Here is an 18,665-nt window from a genome sequence, read left to right on the forward strand (position 1 = left end):
GCGATGCGCAGTTCATCGAACAGGCCAGACCCTGCCAGCCAAGACAGCCGCGCTGCCATTTCGACTGGCAACGCGGTCCCTGGTCTTGCCACCGGCCTGTGGGAAGAACTGCGCATCGCGCAGTTCTTCCACCCCGAGTCCAGGGCTTGCCCTGGTTCGGGTCGAGGGGCGAACAGCCCCCGCGGGGTCCGGGGCGGCGCCCCGGCGCGGCGGCCCCAAGCAATGCTAGGCCCGTGAAGCGCGGGCGCCGCGTCACGCTGTACGCAGCCTTTTCTCGATTTCCGTGGGCGCGTCGTTCCGATATCCTGCTCGGTCATGCGACGATCGAGTTCCTTTCTCCTGACAGCGCTTCCGCTGCTCGCCTTGCTGCCCGCTGCATGTGGCGGCGGCGAGGCCCAGCAGCCAACCTCTTCGGGGACACAATCTGGTAGCGGCGGCCAAGGCGGCACGGGCGGCATGGGCGGCGATGGCGGCGACGGCGGAATCATCCTCACTGGCCCCGGCGGCGCTGGCGGCCAGGGTGGCCAAGGCGGCGGCGGTGATCTGTGCGTCGGCATCCAATGCCCGCCGGATCAGCACTGCGAGGTGCTCCCTGAGGGAATGCCTGGCTGCGTGAACAACGAGTGCGGCATGCTGAACTGCAAGCCCACCGAGATCTGCGAGGTCACGCCCGGCGGCGGCGCGATCTGCAAGGACATCTCTTGCACGCAGGACGTCGAGTGCCCGGCGAGCCAGTATTGCAATGGCACGATCTGCGTCGACGACGCCTGCGCCCCCGGCACGACGACCTGCATGGGCAACGAGCTCTACGCTTGCCAGGCGAATGGCAGCGGGACGACCGCGCAATTCACCTGCGGCAGCACGTCCTATTACATGAGCATGTGCACGGACTCCGGCATGGGCGATGCTTCGTGCCCCTGCGAGGACGACTGGGATTGCCCGCCGGACACGGCCTGCGAGGTCGGTCAATGTGTCGGCACGGGCAAGCCTGCGACCTGCACGCTGCCGCCCGTGCCGTTCTCGCAGGTCCTGCCGAAGAAGGAGATCCAGTGGGGCGGGACCGGCGTCACGCCGAACAACGTGGCCGTCAATGCGCCCTTTGCAGGCTCGGCGCAGGTGAGCATGACGCCGCTCGTCGTGAACCTCGACGACGACAATGGCGACGGCCTCATCAACGAGCTCGATTTCCCGGAGATCGTGTTCACCACGTACCACAGCACGCTCGCCGACGAGGACGGCGTGGTCCGCGCGATCCACGGCGGCGGCCCGAACAAGGGCAAGGATTATTTCGCCAATGCCGGGACGAACGTCTGGCACGAGGGCGATCCGCTGAACAAGGCGTGGGTGAACACGCAAGGCATCGCCAACTCGACGGGCTCGCTCGCGGCGGGCGATCTCGACAATGACGGCGTGCCGGAGATCGTCATGCCCACGGAGGTCGTGGCGGGCGTGTCGACCGGCGGCGTTGCCATCCTCGACAACAAGGGCGACCTGATCGTGCAGACGGCGGTCAATCAATTGCCTTCGGCGGGCTACAACGTCCCCGCCATCACGCTCGCGAACGTGGATGGCAAGGGGTTCGCCGAGATCATCGTGGGCCGGTTCGTCTTCACGCTCGGCAAGGATCCCGTGACGAACAAGCTCGTGTTCGTCGACCGGTTCGCCGGTACGCTCACAGTCAATGGCAACAACGGGCAGGGCGCGATTTCCTGCGTGGCGAACCTCGTCGGGGACAACAGGCAGGAGATCGTGGCGGGCAGCACGGTCTACAAATTCCCCACGCCGCCGGCCGGTGTGACGAAGCGCGCCGATTGCGCGGCGGGCGACATGAGCGCATTTTGCCTCGGCCAGCTCGAGGTCGTCTGGGACGCGCAGGCCGTCAATGGGGTCGCGAAGGTGCCGGCCACGCAACGTGAGGGCTTCTGCGCCGTCGCCGATATCCTCGGCGCGGACGAGGCAGCCGCGCCGGGCCCCGGCAACGAGCCCGACGGCAAGCCCGAGGTCATCCTGATCTCGCGTGGTTACCTCGCGATCTACAATGGCGAGACCGGCACGCAGCAGCGCTTCACGAATTTGAACGCGGGCGACAACGGCGGCGCGCCGAACGTCGACGATTTCGACGGCGACGGGTACCCGGAGATCGGCACCGCATTCGGTACGCGGTACATGATGATCGACCTGCAATCGACGTCAGCGAGCTGCCCGGCGTGGCCGACCGCGATCAGCGACGCCGCGGCCAACATGAACCCCGCCCGCGCGCCCGGCGCGGCCTGCACGACCGACGCCGAATGCAGCGCGGGCGCAGTCTGCAACACGGCGAAAGGCTCGTGCGTGTGCCTGCACAACGGCTGGCTGCGCATCACGGAGGACGACTCGAGCCGCGTGACGGCCTCCAGCGTCTTCGATTTCAACGGCGACGGCGCGGCCGAGGTGATCTACAACGACGAGTGCTGGTTCCGCATTTACGACGGTACGACGTCGGAGGTGCTCTTCAAGGAGCACTCGCCGAGCCGGACGCGCACGGAAAACCCGGTCATCGCCGACGTCGACAACGACGGCAACGCGGAGATCGTGTTCTCTTCGAACAACGATTCGAGCTCGTGCTCGGTGGGCTTCAACTATCCGAACGGCATCGCCGTCTGGGGCGACACGAGCGACACGTGGGTGCCCGCGCGGCGCATCTGGAACCAGCACGCCTACCACGTGACGAACGTGCTCGAGAGCGGCGCGATCCCGGCGCTCGAGCCGGAGAGCTGGAAGCTCTACAATGGCCGCGAGTACAACACGTACCGCTCGAACCCGCGCTCCTTCGGCGTCGCGCCGGATCTCCGGGTGCCAGGCATCCAGATGTCGTCACCGGACGCAGCCTGCGGGCAGCTTTCGAAAAAACTCGACATCACGGTCGAGATCCGCAACGACGGCGACGTGCGCGTGGGCCCGGGCGTGGTCGTCGCCTTCTACGGCGAATGGATGAACGGGATGCCGAGCGAGCCGCTATATGCGGACGCCGCGCAGACGCCGCTGACCGCCGTGCTCGGGACGAGCCTGGAGCCGGGGCAATCGATCCTGGTGACGGTGAGCTACGACGCGACGAACAATTCGCCGGGAACGCTGCCGGAGAAGGTGCGCGTGGTCGTGGACGACGCAAACCAGGAGCGCGAATGCATCGAGGACAACAACACACTCGAAGCCATCGTGTCCCCGGGCGAGGCGCAGCCAGATCTGCGCATCGACGTAGGCGCAGCCACGGAAGGCTCGTGCCCGGCGCCAACCGTATCGGCGACGGTATACAACGAGGGTTCAGCGCCAGCGAGCAACATCCTCGTGCGCTTCTACGCAGGTGATCCCAACCAGGGCGGCACGCCGATCCACGAGGAGACGATCCCAGGCCCGCTGGATCCAGGTCAAAGCGTGATGCTGACGTCGAAGATGTCGAACTTCCCGCCGAACCTGCTCGTGCTCATCTACGCCGTGGTCGATCCGCAAAACACGGTGCAGGAGTGCAACGACGGCAACAACAAGGACGAGGCGAACGGCAAGGTGGTTTGCGGGATCAATTGATCCTGCACCGCTGAGCCGGGGCGCTGCCCCGGACCCCGCGGGGGCTATTCGCCCCTCGACCCGAACCAGGGCAAGCCCTGGACCTTTGGTGGAAGAACTGCGCTGCGCGCAGTTCTTCCAACGGGCCGGTGGGACGGCGTTGCCGCTTGAAACGTCAGCGCTGCGGTCTTGGGTGGCAGGTCGCTCGCCGGTCTTGACTCGGCCTGTTCGATGAACTGCGCATCGCGCAGTTCATCGACCCCGGGTCCAGCGCTTGCGCTGGTCCGGGTCCAGGGGCGGACAGCCCCGGTGGGGTCTGGGGCAAAGCCCCAGCGCGGCGGCTCAATTCATCCCCGATACACCTCGTCCTGCTCGATCCGCGAGAGCACCCAGTCGAATTCGCCGGCGGTGAGGTGCGCTTTGCAATGGCCGCATGCTCCGCTCATGTTGATCTCCGCGTTCGGGGCGCCGCAGTTTGGGCAGACGGGATCGACCCGCGGGGCGCCACGTCGTTCGGCGCCGCGGATGAGCGTCCAGTATTCGCTGTAGGCGCGCTTCTTCGTCTCGCTGCCGGCCACGACTTTCGCGTCCCCGTCGACCGTGTAATCGCGGCAGGAGGCGAAGACGCGTACCGTGACGGCGTCGTAATGGGCGTCCGAGAGGACACGCGCGAGGTCGATCGACACGATGCGCGCGTCCTCCGTGATGTTGCGCAGCTTCTGCTTGCGGTAGGTGTCGATCCAGTAGCGCTGGGCCTGGAAGAGGTTGTCCGAGAGGTACGGGCGCACGATCGCGAGGTTCTGGCTCGACCAGCCCTCGTGAAACGCTTGGAAGATGGCCTCCACGCGGGCCTTCCAGGACGACCAGCGGAGCTCCGGATCCTTCTCCGTGAGCGCGGACCATCTTGATTTCACGTCGGGCGCGACGACGGTCGGTAGATCCGTCCCGACCTCCTCGACCGTGCCTGTGAGCATGGGGCCGCGGGGCTCGCGGGCTTCGATGTCGATGGAGAAGACGGTCCAGTCGAGCGCGCCCGTGGAGGCGACCATGCCGCAGTAGGGGCATTTCGCGCCGATGGATTTGTCCTGCGGCGCGCCGCAGTTCGGACAGCCGAAGAGACGCGTTTTCTCAGGGGGACGTGATTTCACGTCGGGGTCCCGGACGAGACGCCATTTTTCGACGACCCAGTAGCTCTGCTCTTCGCCCTCGGCCGAGACCTCGGTGTAGTTTACCTCGAAGCCGACCACGAGCTCGATGCGGCGGACGGGCTCGCTTTGCGCGACGACGGCCTCGAATCGCATGGCGCCGATGACGACGTCTCGGACCTCGGCCGCGGGGTAGGGCGAATATGCGGCGATCGCGCCCTCGGCGAGATAGCTCGCGAGCGCGTCGAGCGTGCCCTTGCCGCGTGCGGCCTGGACCTCGGCATAAAGCGCGTAGAGGAAATCCTCGAAGAGGACACGCGAGAAATGCGTGTCTTTGCTGCCGAGGGCGAGGAGCGCGGATTCGATGGAGGAATGGTTTTTCCGGCGGCGTGCCTTCTCCGATGGCGCCTGCTTTTGCTCGCGCGCGCGTCGCCGGGCCGCCCGCGTGCGCTCTTCGGCCGGATCCGGCAGGCTCGATTCCCAGCCGCGCTCGTTCTCGCGTTGCTTCTGGAGGATGTTGCCCACGACGAGAAAAATGGCCCCCATGGCCAGCACGACGAGCGCGAATGGCCCCGAAAACCCCGCGGATCCGCCACTGTACGAGCTCGATCCGGAAGACGACGACGGCGACGAGGACGAGGGCGAGGACGAGGACGAGCGGCTCCCGGACGAGCCACTCCATGGCGACGAGGACGAGGACGAGGAGCGGCTCGACGAGGAGGAGGACGACGAGCTGCTTCGGCCGCTGAAGGTTTGCCCTCCGCCTGGGCGCGCGGCCGCGTCGCTTCCGAGGAAAGGCGATGCGAGGCCGATTCCGGCCGCGAGGGTGAGCGCCGCAAACGTCTTCGTCCGCTTCATGCGCTCACCTCGTCTGCGAGCTCGTTTTCGTCGTCCTCGGCGCGCGGGAGCGCTCGTCCGAGCGCGACGCCGAGCTCTCCGAGCGCGGCGAGGAAGGCCGGAAGTCCGCCCGCATTCTCGATCGACGCCTCGATGCGCCGCCGCGCCGCTGAAACGTTGTCGCCGAGCGCGTCGAAATCGAGGCCGATGTCTCCGACGAGCTCGACCCGCCGCTCGAACGTGGAGACGTAGATCAAAAGCCCTGTGCGCCCGCGGGTGCGGGAGATGCCTCGCTCGACGAACGCCGTGCACGCGGCGCGGCGGACGTTCTCGGCCATCAGGCGGCGCGACGTGAGGGCGCGCCGGAGGGGCGGGACGTTCGCCGAGATGAATCCGCCGAGGGCGAAAACGAGGAGGATCTCGACAGGCAGGAGGTCGTCGTCGAACGGCGCGGGATGAAAAAGAAACACGCAAAGCGCCACGAACGAGAGCACGAACCCGACGAGCCAATCGGTATGCCGGTAGGGGCCGGAGACGGCGCGGACGGCGACGACGACCTCGGCGGAGGTCTTCGCTTCGAGCTCCCGAATGACCCGCGAGGCCTCGTCCTTGGCCTTGGAATCAAGCAAATCCCGCGTGCTCATCGTCGTCCGCCCGCAAGGTAGAGGTGTCAATGCCCGGGAGCAAGAACGAATGCGAGGGGTTGACGCGGACGGCGTCCGGCGATAGAGGGCACGCGTGAGCGAGTCGACCCAGCAGCAGAAGAAGCCAGTCATCTTGTCGGGGATCCAGCCGAGCGGGCAGCTCGCGCTCGGCAACTACGTGGGCGCGCTGAAGAACTGGGTCGAGCTCCAGCACCAGTACGACTGCGTCTTCCTGGTCGTCGATCTGCACGCGCTGACCGTGAAGCAGGTGCCGGCGGAGCTTCGCAACCGCTGCCTGTCGTTCGCGGCGCAGTACATTGCCTGCGGGATCGATCCGGAGGCGTCGACGATCGTGCTCCAATCCCACGTGCCGCAGCACGCCGAGCTCGCGTGGGTGCTCGGGACGATGACGTACATGGGCGAGCTGTCGCGCATGACGCAATTCAAGGACAAGTCGGCGCGGCACGAGGACAACATCAATTCGGGTCTGTTCACGTACCCGGTGCTCATGGCCGCGGACATCCTGATCTATCAGGCGAACCTGGTGCCGGTCGGGGCCGATCAAAAGCAGCACCTCGAGCTCGCGCGGGACGTGGCGCAGCGCTTCAACCAGCGATACTCGGAGACCTTCGTGACCCCGGACATCTTCGTGCCGAAGGTGGGTGCGCGGATCATGGCTCTGCAGGAGCCGACGAAGAAGATGTCGAAGAGCGACCCCAACCCGGACAACTACATCGCGGTGCTCGATACGCCGGACGTGATCCGCCGGAAGTTCAAGCGCGCGGTGACGGACTCGGAGACGGAGATCCGCTACGACGTCGAGAACAAGCCGGGGGTGTCGAACCTCTTGACCATTCACGCGGCGCTGACGAACCAGCCGGTGGAGGCGGTGGCGGCGCATTTCGCGGGGAAGGGATACGGCGATCTGAAGAGCGAGGTCGCGGACGTGGTGGTGGCGACGCTGGAGCCGTTCCAGAAGCGGTATCAGGAGGTCATGGCCGACAAGGCCGGCCTCGAGCAGATCCTCGCGCGGGGCGCCGAGAAGGCGCGGGCGCGGGCGTGGAAGACGCTGTCGAAGGTGTACAAGAAGATCGGGCTCGTGCCGGCGGCGCCGCCGGCGAAGGGGTAACCGGGGAGGGGAGGGGCCATGCGCGGGGACGTCGACGAGCCGATTTCGATCGTCGCCTACGATGCGCGCTGGCCCCTCGAATACGCGGCGGAGTCGGCGCGGGTGCGGGCGGCGCTCGGGCCCGTGGTGGTGGCGATCGAGCCATTCGGGAGCTCGGCGGTGCCGGGGCTCGTGTCGAAGCCGATCATCGACATCCTGGTCGGCGTGGCCGATCTGCAGGCGGCGAAGCCACACGTCGCGGGGCTCGTGGCGCTCGGGTACGAGGATTTTGGAGAGATCTTCGTACCGGGGAGGATCTATCTGCGAAAGCGGGGGGCCGCGCCGCATTTTAATGTGGCGGTGACCGAGTACGGGAAGTCGTTCTGGGAGACGAATCTCGCGGTGCGGGAGTATCTGCGGAGTCATCCGGCGGAGATCGAGGCGTACGCGCAGCACAAGCAGGAGGCCGTGGCGCGCGGGGCGACGATGTTTTCGTCGTATTCGCAGGCGAAGGACGCGTTCGTGCGGGGGCTGCGGGAGCGGGCGCTGGCCTGGGCGGCCAAGAGCTGACGAGGCGTCGCGCCGGGGCGCTGCCCCGGGCCCCGCGGGGGCTGTTCGCCCCTCGACCCGAACCAGGGCAAGCCCTGGACCATTCGTGGAAGAACTGCGCGATGCGCAGTTCTTCCAACAGGCCGATGGCAAGACCAGGAAGGTGCGTTGCCCGCTGGCGACGACGTCGTGGGTCTTGACCTGGCCTGTTCGATGAACTGCGCATCGCGCAGTTCATCGAACCCGAGTCCAGCGCTTGCGCTGGTCCAGGTCCAGGGGCGGACAGCCCCTGGTGGGGCCTGGGGCAAAGCCCCAGCGCAGCGCCTCCCAGATGAGACCCATGCGGTTCGGACGCGCCAAGTGGCGCGTGCAACGCTTGCAGAGGGCGTTCCGATCGATCTGATCGGTGCTTGCAACGCTTGCAGGCGGCGTTCCGAGCGGTCTGATCGGTGCTTGCAACGCTTGCAGGCGGCGTTCCGAGCGGTCTGATCGGTGCTTGCAACGCTTGCAGACGGCGTTCTGATCGGTCTGATCGGTGCTTGCAACGCGTGCAGGCGGGGTTTGGAGCGTTCTGATCGGTGCTTGCAACGCTTGCAGACGGCGTTCCGGACGTCTGGACCTGCGTTTACACCTGGAGAGAACGCTCTTCCGGTCGTTCGGACCTCCGCTTGCACCCTGCGTATGTTGGATCCGGTGTGAGAAGGGCGGGACTCCGGACAATCCAGAAATGCGGCCTGAGGCCTGAAATCATGGATCTCGCGCGCATCCGGCGGCTCTTGTCGCTGCTCGAGATCGTCGACGCCATCGAGGACAGGATGATAGAGTCTGGCGGTAAGACGCTGATGAGCGAGGAGCTCTCGCTCTTGCGTTGCTTTGCGCAGCCGGACGCGCCCTTTTCCTTGATGTGCGGCTGCTACCTCCACAAGCACGGGTTTTGACCATGCCCCGCCCCCTTCTCGCCATCATCGGTGACGGCACCGCTCTCCCTGGATCTCCGGCGTACGAAGCTGCTTTCGAGGCGGGTCGTGCGGCTGTGGAAGTTGGCTTTCGTGTCCTCACCGGCGGCCTCGGCGGTGTCATGGAGGCGGCTTGTCGCGGCGCGCGTGCGTCGGGGCGGTACAAGGAGGGGGATACCGTGGGGCTGCTTCCGGGGCATGACCCACGGGCCGCCAATACGTACGTCGATATCGCGATTCCGACCGGGCTCGGGCATTTGCGGAATGCGCTCGTCGCACATGCGGATGCCATCGTCGCCGTCGGCGGGGGCGCGGGGACGCTGTCGGAAATGGCCATGGCCTGGATCCACGATCGAATCGTCGTGGCCCTGGAGATCGCAGGCTGGAGCGGTGAGCTCGCCGGCGTCCGTATCGACGACAGGCAACGATTCCCGGACACGATGGACGATTACGTGATCCCCGCCACCAGCGGCACGGACGCGATCCGCCAGGTCGTCGCGGCACTCGCCGAGCGAGCCAGCCACCAAACGACCACCTAGACCCGAAACCCCACGGCAAAGCGCCCCCCAAGCCCTCGCAACCTCACCCAGCGAGCCAGCAGCCATATCGCCGGGTAGGCCCGAACGAAACGAAGTGGAGTGAGGGCCGTAGGGTGTCGCGCCATCGAGCGCGACACCCTCCCCAAAAGACCATCGGGGGAGACACCCTCCACAAATGTGTGGCAGGATGTGCGGGGTTTTCGCGTATGAAGGCTTTGCTCGTTGCTTCTTCCAAGGCCGATCCACAACCGATCGAGCGGTTGCTTCGGGATCAGTGCAGTGACGTTGCTGTCGTGCCTGCCTTGGAGCTCGCGGCGGCGTCGAGCGCGGGGATCGGGATCGCCGTGCTCCTGTCGTCCGAGGACGAGCAGGACTTTGCTTCGATCATGACCGCTTGTCGCACGCTCCGGAGCGCCCCGGACGGCGGCCCCGTCATCCTCGCGATGGCCATCACGCCCGAGCACGTCGAGGCGCTCTGCGACGAGGGCGTCGATGACTTCATGCTCTGGCCGAACGACGAACGCCTCGTCGCGTCGCGCGTGGGACTCCTGTTTCGGCGCGTGGCGCAGCGGAAGAAGGATGCCGTGCGCGCGGCCATGCTCGGGGATGCGCTCCGACATGCCGAGCGCAGCGAGCAGCGCTTTCGCCATCTCGCCGAGAGCTCGACCGAGATCCTCGCGCGCTTCTCGCCCGGCGGCGTCCGCCTCTACATCTCGCCGGCTTGTCGCACCGTCCTCGGGTACGAGCCCGATGAGCTGCTCGGGTCGAGCATCCTCGACATCCTGCATCCGTCGGATGTGTCGAAGCTCCTCGAGGCGCTCGGCGCGCTCGATGCGGGCGCGCAGGTCGCGGGCGCGATCATCCGGCTGCAGCGCAAGGACGGCGAGTATGCGTGGCTCGAGACGATCAGCCGACCCGTGCGGGATCCTCGTACGGACGTGATCGAGGAGTTCGTCACCGTCTCGCGCGACATCACCGCGATGATCCACGCCGAGCACGAGAAGCTCGAGGCCGAGGCGCGGATCGCCGTGATCGATGCGATTCCGGATCCGCTGTCCGTCGAGGACGACACAGGTAGGTTCACGATCGCGAACCGCGCGTTTTGCGCGCTCCTCGGGCGATCACGCGAGGAGGTCCTCGGGCAGTCGGCGGATGCGCTCAAGCCTGCGCCGAAGGGCACCGGGCCGGATCGGTGGCCGCAGACGACGGACGAGCGCGAGGTGACGATCAAGGCGCCGGATGGATCGCTGCGGGTGCTCGTCGAGAAGCGGGCGCTGCTCGCGGTGCGCAAGGAAGAGCGGCAGCTCGTGTCGATCCTGCGCGACATCACGGAGCATCGGCAACGCGAGGCCGAGGCGCGGCTCGCCACGGCGGCGGCGCTCTCCGCGGGCATCGCGCACGAGCTCAACAATCCGCTCTCGTTTCTGATCGGGAACATCGGCTTCGTGTCGGAAGCGCTTGGCGCGTCGAAGAGCGAAGACGTGACGAAGGCGCTCGACGAGGCGGCGCTCGGGGCGAAGCGGATGGCGTCGCTCGTGCGCGACATGCGGATCCTCGGCGAGGCGTCGCGGGAGACGCCGCCGAAGACGAACATGAAGCGCGCGGTGGAGGCTGCGCTCATGCTCACGACCGGCGCGATCGCGGCGCGCGCGCGGCTCTCGTCCGAGGTGGCCGACGTGCCGTTCGTCGCGGGAGAGCCGGCAGGCATCGCGCTCTTGCTCGTGGACCTCTTGCTGCGGACGGCGCGCGCGCTGCCGGAGGGGGATCCGAAGGCGAACGAGGTGCGCGTCGTGCTCGCGCCCGCAAGCGGAGGGATGGTCTCCTTCGAGGTGTTCGGGAGCGGGCGCAGCGCGGATCGCGCCGGGGAGGCGGGGCTTTCGCGCTCGGAGAGCTTCGTCTCGGCGTACGGCGGGCGGATCGACGTGGAGAACGTGCCGGGGAAAGGCACGCGGCTCAGGTTGTTCTTGCCGGTTGCGCCTTGAGGGTCACTCGATCGGCGTGACGTGCACCGCGACGTCGAGCGTCTCGCGGACGCCGCCGAGGTAGATCGTGCCCGAGGTGGGCGTCGCGTCGACGTAGCTGCGACCGACGGCGAGGCGCACGTGATCGGTCTGCGTGACGACGCCGCTCGTCGGATCGAAGCCTTTCCAGCCGACCTCGGGCAGGTAGACCTGCACCCACGCGTGGGAGGCCTCGGCCATGCTGTGGTTCGGTTGTTTCGGGCCCGTATAAAGGTAGCCGCAGACGTAACGCGCCGGGACGCTGAGCAGGCGGGCGAGGCAGATGAAGAGGTTCGCGAAGTCCTGACAGACGCCGGTGCGCCGCGTGTAGACCTCGTAGGGCGTCGTCGAGAGGCTCGTGGATCCCTTCTGGTAGAGGTAGTCGCGGTGGATCGTCTGGTTCAGGTCGAAGAGCGTGTCGACGAGGTCGTAGTCGTTGCGCTCGACGAAGGTCATCGCGTATCGGGCGAGTACTTCGAGCTGGCTCTCGGGTAGCTCGGGCGGGAGCAGGTAGGGCTGCAAAACCTGCCTTTGCCAGGGCATCCACACGAGCGGGATGGTGCTCCGCGCGTGGAAGGGGCGGAGGCCAAAGGGCTCGGTGTCGAGCAGGCTCACCTCGGAGCGCGCCTCGATGACGAGCTCGGTGTAGCTCTGCTCGATCACGACTTTACGCGCACGGTTGCCGAAGACGTCGTCGTAGTCGCGCTGCTTGCCGTCGACGGAGAGCGTGATGGTGGAGGCGTGGAGCGTCTGCAGGCGATCGTGGATCGGCGTGAGGCGGAGCAGGTGCGAGCTGCGCTCGACGGGCTTGTCGTAGCGATACGAGGTGCGGTGGACGATCGACAAACGGCGCGCCTCGGCAGGCGCGGGACGCTGGAGATCACGGCCGGCGGCGCGCGCCGCGGTGGCCTGGCCGGGCGGCATGTCGGCGATGATGGCGCCTTGCCGGACGACGAGGAGGTGCCCCGGGGACAGGGCCTTCCAGGTGGCGCCGGAGCCTTCGAGCGGGTTCGAGGCGACGAGGATGCCCTTCTGCGCCTCGACGCCACGACGGCCGAGATCGAGGTGGAGATCGGCGTCTTCGAGGACGAGCTTTTCGTAAGGCGGGCAGATGGTGCCGAGGTGGAGCTGTCCCTCGCCGTGGGCGTCGGCGTAGGCGAGGAGATCACGGCCGTCGGTGAGGACGGAGCTCATGTTGCCGTGCGCGCCCAGGCGCTCGAAGAAGGCGCGGACGGCGGAGGGATCGGCGTCGCCGATGCTGCGCCAGCCGTTCTGCGCGAAGAAGGCGAGCAGCTCGCAGAAGACGAGCTCGCTGTCGGTGGAGCCGGTGGGTTCGAAGAGGCCTTTGGTGTTCGAACGTTCGAGGCGATGGCGGAGGCTGCCGCAGTGGGAGAAGAGCCAGTCGCGGCCGGCGTAGCTGCGCGAGAAGGGCTGGGTGTTGGCGTCGCTGATCGCGCCCCAGGTGGCGGTGCGGATGTGGAGGACGAAGAGCGAGGCGGCGAGGTGTTCCCAGGCCTTGACGAGCTCGCTGCGGATGGATCCGTGGGGCGGCGCGGGCTCCTTGAGGACGGAGGCGCTGGGCTCGCCGCCAGGGTAGTAGCCGAGGCCCCAGCCATCGGGTGGGCGCTTCGAGCCCGGGTGGAGGCAGCACAGGTCGAAGCAGGGCGCGAGCTCGCCCTCGAACGACATGGCGAGGAGGTTCGGCATCGAGGGGAGTGTACTGCGGAAGTGAGGGAGGGCAGCTAGGACGGGGTGGGGGGGTGCCGGAGAGCGTCGATCTTGCGGAGGACGGCGCGAGCTTCTTCGACCTGGCCGGAGCCGATGGCTTCGAGGATCTGGATGGCCGCCAGGACCATCCGGCGACCTTCATGCAAGCGTCCCTCGACGACTTCGAGCTGACCCACGGTGATCTGCGATGCGGCGAGGCCCGCTTGATCCCCGATGTCAGCCCGAATGGTCATCGATTCTGCGAGTAACGTACGAACGTCCTCGTAACGCACCAGTTTCACCTTGGCGATCGCGAGGTGATGCAGGGCCGATGCGTAAAGGGCGCGACTTCCTGTGGTTTTGGCGAGGGCTGACGATTCACTGAAGAGGCCTTGAGCCTCGTCGTATCGCCCAAGCTTCAACTCGATGCACCCGAGCTGAAGCAGGGATGCTGCACGTCCCACCACATTTCCAAGCGATTTGTTGATGTCGATCGCTTCGCCGAGGAGCGCCCGTGCCTCCTCGTACCGACCTTCGCTTTCGTCGATGACGGCGAGTAGATGCAAGCACGCCGCGCGTCCCGCCCGATCCCCGAACTCGTCGAAGACCTCCAGGGCTTCCCGTAGCAACGTTCTGGCTACATCGTGCCGACCCTGCCTCCACTCCAGGGTCGCGAGCTCATGCAGGGAGCCGGCTTGCCATCGGCGATTTCCGAGCGCCGCGTTGATCGTGATGGACTCGCGGAGCCACGCCCGCGCCGCGTCGTAACGCCCCGCCTGCTCATCGATGATCGCGAGTTGATGAGCCACCGCGGCGCGCCCCATACGATCGCTCCTCGCGTCGTAGCGACCAAGCGCAGCCTCCAGGGCAGCGCGCGCATCATCGAGCCTCCCCTGAACGGCGAGCTTCGCGCCTTCGAGCGAGATCCGGTCGGGATCCTCCTCCCGCGCCTCAGGATGCTTCAGATCGAAACGCGCCAGCAGATCCGCCGCCTCATCGACGGCGCCGAATTGAATTGCGCGCTGCGCCTCGACGAGCAGTTCCTTGCCGGCATCGATCACCCGCGCGGCCAACGGCGCTGCCACCGCGTGCCGAGCATCGATCGCCGCAAGCTCCAACCGCAGCGGCTCGGGCTTCTCCTCCCACATCCACGCCCCGGCGAAGTCCACGAAATCGGGCGCCTTCTGCTCTAACACCTGCGCCGCGGTCGGGTGTACGAGCAGGAGCCACGGCAGCGGAAAGCTCCGCGCGAGCTCGTCCCGCTCCACGTTGAGCTGCGCGACGATCCTCTCCTCCGCCTCGGCCTCCTCCAGCCCGTGCAGGATCAGCGACGTCGCGCCCAACTCCTGCGCCGTCGCTTCCCGGAGCACGTCCCACAGCCTCCGCTTGTCAGGGCCGACCTCCCGCAGATCGATCACCGCGACGCCCTGCACGTTCGCCTTCGCCCACGCGATCAGCGCGTCCCGCTTCCACGGCGTCGTGATCTGCACGATCGCCAGGTCGAACCCGTGCCCCACGCCCCACTCGAAAAACCGGCGCAGCACGAGGCCGTCGTCCTCGCCGAGCAGGGCCTCGGGCTCGAAGCTCACCGGCGCCGCTCCCGCATGAGCTCGTCCACGAGCGGGTGCACGTCGTACCAGCCTTCGCCGTTGTACTTGAATGCAAGGCGATGGAAGAGGACCGCGAGCGACTTTTCGTCATCGCCGACCTCCTTGGTCTCCGCGATGTGCCCGAGCGCCTCCCACCAGCCGTTCACGTTGATCTGGTCCCGCAGCCGTTGCTTGCGCCGCGCAATGGCCTTCTCCACGTCCTGCTCCGCGATTCGCTCCCCACCCAGCCGGGCAAACCTCGCGGTCCACGAGACGAGATCCAGGAGCTCGCGAATCCCGCCGCCGCTCGCCGCGATCAGCCGGTCGCGGACCTCCTTGTCCGGCATGACCACGTCGAGATCGATTCGCTTGGCGAGGACCTGCTCGAGGAGGTCGCGACCTTTGCCGTCGAACTCGTCGTAGCGCTGGTCGCGCCGGCGCAGCCGGACCGTGAACATGTCGTAACAGGCGTAACTCGCGTCGAGCTGGGCCGACCGAGGTTGAAGCAGGAGGCTGATGGGGGGCGTAAGGATCAGGTTGCAGCGGAGGCTCCGGATCCGATCGGCCCCGATCACGCAGAGCTCGTCGATGACGGAGGGATCGTAACGATCGAGGTTGTCGATCACCAGGAGCAGCGCGCGGCCGTCGAGCCGCTGCTGCGCGGCTTCGAGGAAGTCGTTCACGTTCTGGATCAACGTGCCGGGGAACTTCTTCAGGACCTGCTTCACCTCGGTGCGGTACTCGCTCTCGTGCTTCATGAGCGCCTTGGCTTGCGCGAACATGCTGCCGAGGAACGGGATCTCGAACTTGCCCTCGATGCCCGCCGCGACGTTCGCGTCGTAGCCTTGCGCCCACTTGGTCGAGCGAATCGCGTCGGCGAACCACTTCTCGACGCGGCCGAGGAGCTCGGCAGGCAGGCTCTTGCCAATCCGACGCATCTCCTTCTCGACCGCGAGCGCGATGTTGAGCAGCAGATCCTCGGACTCGATCCGGATCGGATCCATCTCGACCGTCGCCTCGAGGTAGAGCGGGTGGTACGCCTCTCCGACGAGGCCGGCGATGCGCCGGAGCTCCGTGCTCTTGCCCGCGCCGCGGTGGCTCACGAACGCCGCGTGGATGATCTGCTCCGGCTTCCGCGCGAGCAGGTCCTGCACGAGCGTCTCCGCAGCCGCGTCGCCGCGCCCCTCCGAGAGGTCCTGCCACCGAGGATCCCCGCTCGGCAGGGGATCGTCCTGGTCGCAGTTGTGAACGACGTCGCTCAGCGTACGTGCAGGCGCGAGCGCTCGTGGCGTTGCGGAAACGAGAGTCGACATGGATCTCGGCGCGCAGGCTAGCACGGCCTACGCGGTCCCCCGCCCACACGTCAAGCGGCGGAACTGCCCCCGTACTCGTTCGACGCTTGGGGCTTCGGGTCGCCTTCGGCGCACGGAGCCCCAAACCCCAGCAGCTCGCGGCCGATCTCCTCGCAGATGCCGCCCGTCTCCGAGACCACGTACGTCGCGAGGTCGTGGATCGGCAGGATCGTCTCGGGGGTCTGCGACGCGAGCCACGCATCGAGCGCGCCGAGGCGGGCGAGGGAGCGCTCGCCGGGCAGGTCGTTCGCGCCTGCCGGGCGGATCGAGAGGAGCCGCGTGTGGGCCTCGGCGACGGCGTGCCGGACGGATCGGGGGAAGAGGGGTTCGAGGATCAGGAACGCGGCGACCGCGGGGCCCGTCACGCGACCCTGGTGCCGCTTCATGAAGGGCTCCTTGCCGGAGCACGAGCGCAGGATGGAGAGCCACACGCCGGTCTCGACGACCTCGAGGCGTGTTTCGCCTTTGCTGAGCGCGTGGTGGTGCACGTCGACGATGCGGGCCGAGTGGCCGGCGCGTTCGAGGAGGAGACCGAGCAAGAGGAAGTCGAGCGGGTCGTCGTGGAGCATCGTGCTCTGGAGCAGGCCCCGGCAGAGCTCGATGGCGCGGCGGATGGTGCGGTAGAAGGCGTAGCGGTTCGAGGTGTACTCCTCGCACGCGGCGGAGCTCTGGGACCAGAGGTAGAGCTCGTTCAACGTCTCCCAGACTTCGAGGCTCACGACCTCGCGGATCGAGCGGGCGTTGTCGCGGGCCGCGGCGATCGAACGGACGAGCGAGACGTAGTTGGTCTCGTCCCAGGTCATGTAGCTCTGGACGAGCTCGCCGTCGCCCGCCGCGGCTTCGCCGTGCTTCGTGAAGAAGGCTTCGCGCTCGCCGGAGACGATGACGACGGGGAGCCAGCACTGGCGGGGGCCGAGCTCGGCGTCGAGCGAGAGGTGAAGCGTGACGTGGAGGACGCGCGCGGTGCAGTCGACACGTTCGAGGTAACGACCGAGCCAGAAGCAGTGGTCGGCGACGCGGGCGATCATGGATCGTTTCTCCCCGAAGGATTTGATTTGAGCACCCACGTATCCTTGGAGCCGCCGCCCTGGCTGGAGTTGACGACGTACGAGCCAGGCACGAGCGCGACCCGCGAGAGGCCGCCGGGCAAGACCCACGGGCCCGCGGGCGAGGTGAGGACGTAAGGGCGGAGGTCGACGCGGCGAGGAACGAGCGCGCTCCCGGCGCCATCCCAGGTGGGGCAGGTGCTGAGCTCGAGGCGCTCCTGCGCGACGAAACGGCGCGGCTCGGCCTCGATGCGGCGGCGGAAGGAGTCACGCTCGGCGGCCGAGGCCGTGGGGCCCATGAGCATGCCGTAGCCGCCCGCCTCGTCGACCGATTTGACCACCAACCGATCGAGGTGATCGAGGACGTAGCGGAGATCCTCGTCGCGGGCGCAGACGAAGGTGTGCACCTGGGCGAGGATCGGCTCCTCGGCGAGGTAGAAGCGGATCATCTGGGGGACGAACGCGTAGACGGCCTTGTCGTCGGCGACGCCGTTGCCGAGGGCGTTCGCGAGCGCGACGTTGCCCTTCGCGTAAGCGCGGACGAGGCCGCGGATGCCGAGGAGGCTGTCCGGACGGAAGGCCTCGGGGTCGAGGAAGGCGTCGTCGATGCGGCGGTAGATGACGTGGACGCGGCGCGGCCCACGCGTGGTGCGGAGGAAGACGCGGTCGTCGTCGACGTAGAGGTCCGCGGGCTCGACGAGCTCGAGGCCCATCGTGCGGGCGAGGAAGCTGTGCTCGAAGTACGCGGAGTTGTAAGGGCCGGGCGTGAGCACGACGGCGTGCGTGTCGTCATGCGGGGCAGGGGAGACCGAGCGCAGGACTTCGGAGAGGCGCGCGGGGTAGTGCTCGACCGGATGCACGCGGGCCTCTTCAAACACCTTCGGCAAGACGCGCTTCGAGACGATGCGGTTTTCGAGGACGTACGAGACGCCGGAGGGCGTGCGGAGGTTGTCTTCGAGGACGCGGAAGACGCCGTCGGGGCCACGCACGAGGTCGATGCCCGCGACGTGAATGCGCACGCCGCCCGAGGGGCGCAGGCCCCGCAGCATGGGCAGGTGATGCTTGGCGCCGAGGACGAGCTCGCGGAGGAGCGGGTCTTCCGCGAGGATGCGCTGCTCGCCGTAGACGTCGTCGAGGAACATGCCGAGCGCGCGCACGCGCTGCTCGAGGCCACGCTCGACGTGGGAAAAATCCTCGGCGGAAACGAGGCGCGGGACCAAGCAAAAGGGGAAGATCTTCTCGGTGCCGCGCGAGTCCGCGTAGACGGAGAAGGTCACGCCCTGGTTGAGGAGGGCGCGCTCGGCGAGGGCCTGCCAGCGCGTGATCGCGTCGGGCGAGGCAGAGGCGAGGGGAGCGAGCGCGCGTCGGAAGGGGAGGCGCAGGTGCCCGCCCGGGTCGAGGAGCTCGTCATACGTGCCGGGCGCGCTCGGATACCCGGAGAAGAGGCTCGACGGAAGCGGTTCTTCAGCCACTTCCTCCAGTCTATCCAGGAAGAACGCAGCGCGTAAAGAGCGCGTCAGAGCGTGTTCCGCAGGGATGCGCAGAGCGGGGCGTTGCCCCGCACCCCAGGAGGGGGCTGTCCGCCCCCTCCACCCCGGACCAGCGCAAGCGCTGGACCCGGGGTCGATGAACTGCGCGATGCGCAGTTCATCG

The 18,665-nt window shown here is 67.4% G+C and carries 13 protein-coding genes; 6 read left to right on the forward strand and 7 right to left on the reverse strand.

Going from position 1 to position 18,665, the window contains the following annotated elements; translation table 11 throughout:
- Window positions 1–315: 315 nt before the first annotated feature.
- On the forward strand, window positions 316–3,561 hold the full coding sequence (locus tag KEG57_RS53530; RefSeq protein ID WP_272428724.1) for an FG-GAP-like repeat-containing protein: 3,246 nt from the start codon (window positions 316–318) through the stop codon (window positions 3,559–3,561).
- 326 nt (window positions 3,562–3,887) lie between these two features.
- Here KEG57_RS53530 and KEG57_RS53535 read toward each other — a convergent pair whose 3' ends face one another.
- Both KEG57_RS53535 and KEG57_RS53540 read right to left on the reverse strand, forming a co-directional pair.
- Window positions 3,888–5,543 carry a TIM44-like domain-containing protein gene (locus KEG57_RS53535; protein ID WP_272428723.1) on the reverse strand — a complete coding sequence of 552 codons (1,656 nt, stop codon included), beginning with the start codon at window positions 5,541–5,543 and terminating at the stop codon, window positions 3,888–3,890.
- On the reverse strand, window positions 5,540–6,166 hold the full coding sequence (locus tag KEG57_RS53540; RefSeq protein ID WP_272428721.1) for a hypothetical protein: 627 nt from the start codon (window positions 6,164–6,166) through the stop codon (window positions 5,540–5,542). The genes KEG57_RS53535 and KEG57_RS53540 overlap by 4 nt, the downstream gene beginning before the upstream one ends.
- A 94-nt stretch (window positions 6,167–6,260) precedes the next feature.
- Between KEG57_RS53540 and trpS the strand changes: the two genes are divergently transcribed.
- From trpS to KEG57_RS53565, 5 genes are all read left to right on the forward strand, one after another.
- The gene (trpS, locus tag KEG57_RS53545) at window positions 6,261–7,295 is read left to right on the forward strand and encodes a tryptophan--tRNA ligase (protein ID WP_272428719.1); all 1,035 of its coding nucleotides are present in this window, start codon (window positions 6,261–6,263) and stop codon (window positions 7,293–7,295) included.
- Between the two features lie 18 nt (window positions 7,296–7,313).
- A complete protein-coding gene (locus KEG57_RS53550; protein WP_272428717.1) occupies window positions 7,314–7,844 on the forward strand; it encodes a GrpB family protein in 531 nt (176 codons plus the stop codon).
- A 728-nt stretch (window positions 7,845–8,572) separates the two neighbouring features.
- Window positions 8,573–8,761 (forward strand): hypothetical protein, encoded by a 189-nt coding sequence (locus KEG57_RS53555; RefSeq protein WP_272428716.1) that lies wholly within the window; start codon window positions 8,573–8,575, stop codon window positions 8,759–8,761.
- 2 nt (window positions 8,762–8,763) lie between these two features.
- Window positions 8,764–9,318 (forward strand): SLOG cluster 4 domain-containing protein, encoded by a 555-nt coding sequence (locus tag KEG57_RS53560; RefSeq protein ID WP_272428714.1) that lies wholly within the window; start codon window positions 8,764–8,766, stop codon window positions 9,316–9,318.
- A gap of 293 nt (window positions 9,319–9,611) precedes the next feature.
- Window positions 9,612–11,300, forward strand: coding sequence for a PAS domain-containing protein (locus KEG57_RS53565; RefSeq protein ID WP_272428712.1), 1,689 nt, complete (start codon window positions 9,612–9,614; stop codon window positions 11,298–11,300).
- 3 nt (window positions 11,301–11,303) lie between these two features.
- Here the strand turns inward: KEG57_RS53565 and KEG57_RS53570 are convergent, their stop codons facing one another.
- The 5 genes from KEG57_RS53570 to KEG57_RS53590 are packed head-to-tail and all read right to left on the reverse strand — an operon-like array spanning window position 11,304 to window position 18,484.
- The gene (locus KEG57_RS53570; RefSeq protein WP_272428711.1) at window positions 11,304–13,025 is read right to left on the reverse strand and encodes a class II glutamine amidotransferase; all 1,722 of its coding nucleotides are present in this window, start codon (window positions 13,023–13,025) and stop codon (window positions 11,304–11,306) included.
- Window positions 13,026–13,060: 35 nt separating this feature from the next.
- Complete coding sequence (locus tag KEG57_RS56030) at window positions 13,061–14,614, reverse strand: tetratricopeptide repeat protein (RefSeq protein WP_272428709.1); 1,554 nt, start codon at window positions 14,612–14,614, stop codon at window positions 13,061–13,063.
- Entirely contained in the window at window positions 14,611–15,927 is a 1,317-nt protein-coding gene (locus tag KEG57_RS53580) for a hypothetical protein (protein WP_272428708.1), read from the reverse strand. Before KEG57_RS53580 ends, KEG57_RS56030 begins: the two co-directional genes overlap by 4 nt.
- Before the next feature lie 50 nt (window positions 15,928–15,977).
- Entirely contained in the window at window positions 15,978–16,994 is a 1,017-nt protein-coding gene (locus KEG57_RS53585; protein WP_272428706.1) for an alpha-E domain-containing protein, read from the reverse strand.
- Window positions 16,991–18,484 carry a circularly permuted type 2 ATP-grasp protein gene (locus KEG57_RS53590; protein ID WP_272428703.1) on the reverse strand — a complete coding sequence of 498 codons (1,494 nt, stop codon included), beginning with the start codon at window positions 18,482–18,484 and terminating at the stop codon, window positions 16,991–16,993. Before KEG57_RS53590 ends, KEG57_RS53585 begins: the two co-directional genes overlap by 4 nt.
- Window positions 18,485–18,665 lie beyond the last annotated feature (181 nt).

The organism is Polyangium jinanense, assembly GCF_028435365.1.

Coding starts and splice junctions, on each gene's coding strand:
- KEG57_RS53530 (WP_272428724.1), top strand. CDS start 316: ATGCGACGATCGAGTTCCTTTCTCCTGACAGCGCTTCCGCTGCTCGCC.
- KEG57_RS53535 (WP_272428723.1), bottom strand. CDS start 5,543: ATGAAGCGGACGAAGACGTTTGCGGCGCTCACCCTCGCGGCCGGAATC.
- KEG57_RS53540 (WP_272428721.1), bottom strand. CDS start 6,166: ATGAGCACGCGGGATTTGCTTGATTCCAAGGCCAAGGACGAGGCCTCG.
- KEG57_RS53550 (WP_272428717.1), top strand. CDS start 7,314: ATGCGCGGGGACGTCGACGAGCCGATTTCGATCGTCGCCTACGATGCG.
- KEG57_RS53555 (WP_272428716.1), top strand. CDS start 8,573: ATGGATCTCGCGCGCATCCGGCGGCTCTTGTCGCTGCTCGAGATCGTC.
- KEG57_RS53560 (WP_272428714.1), top strand. CDS start 8,764: ATGCCCCGCCCCCTTCTCGCCATCATCGGTGACGGCACCGCTCTCCCT.
- KEG57_RS53570 (WP_272428711.1), bottom strand. CDS start 13,025: ATGCCGAACCTCCTCGCCATGTCGTTCGAGGGCGAGCTCGCGCCCTGC.
- KEG57_RS53580 (WP_272428708.1), bottom strand. CDS start 15,927: ATGTCGACTCTCGTTTCCGCAACGCCACGAGCGCTCGCGCCTGCACGT.
- KEG57_RS53585 (WP_272428706.1), bottom strand. CDS start 16,994: ATGATCGCCCGCGTCGCCGACCACTGCTTCTGGCTCGGTCGTTACCTC.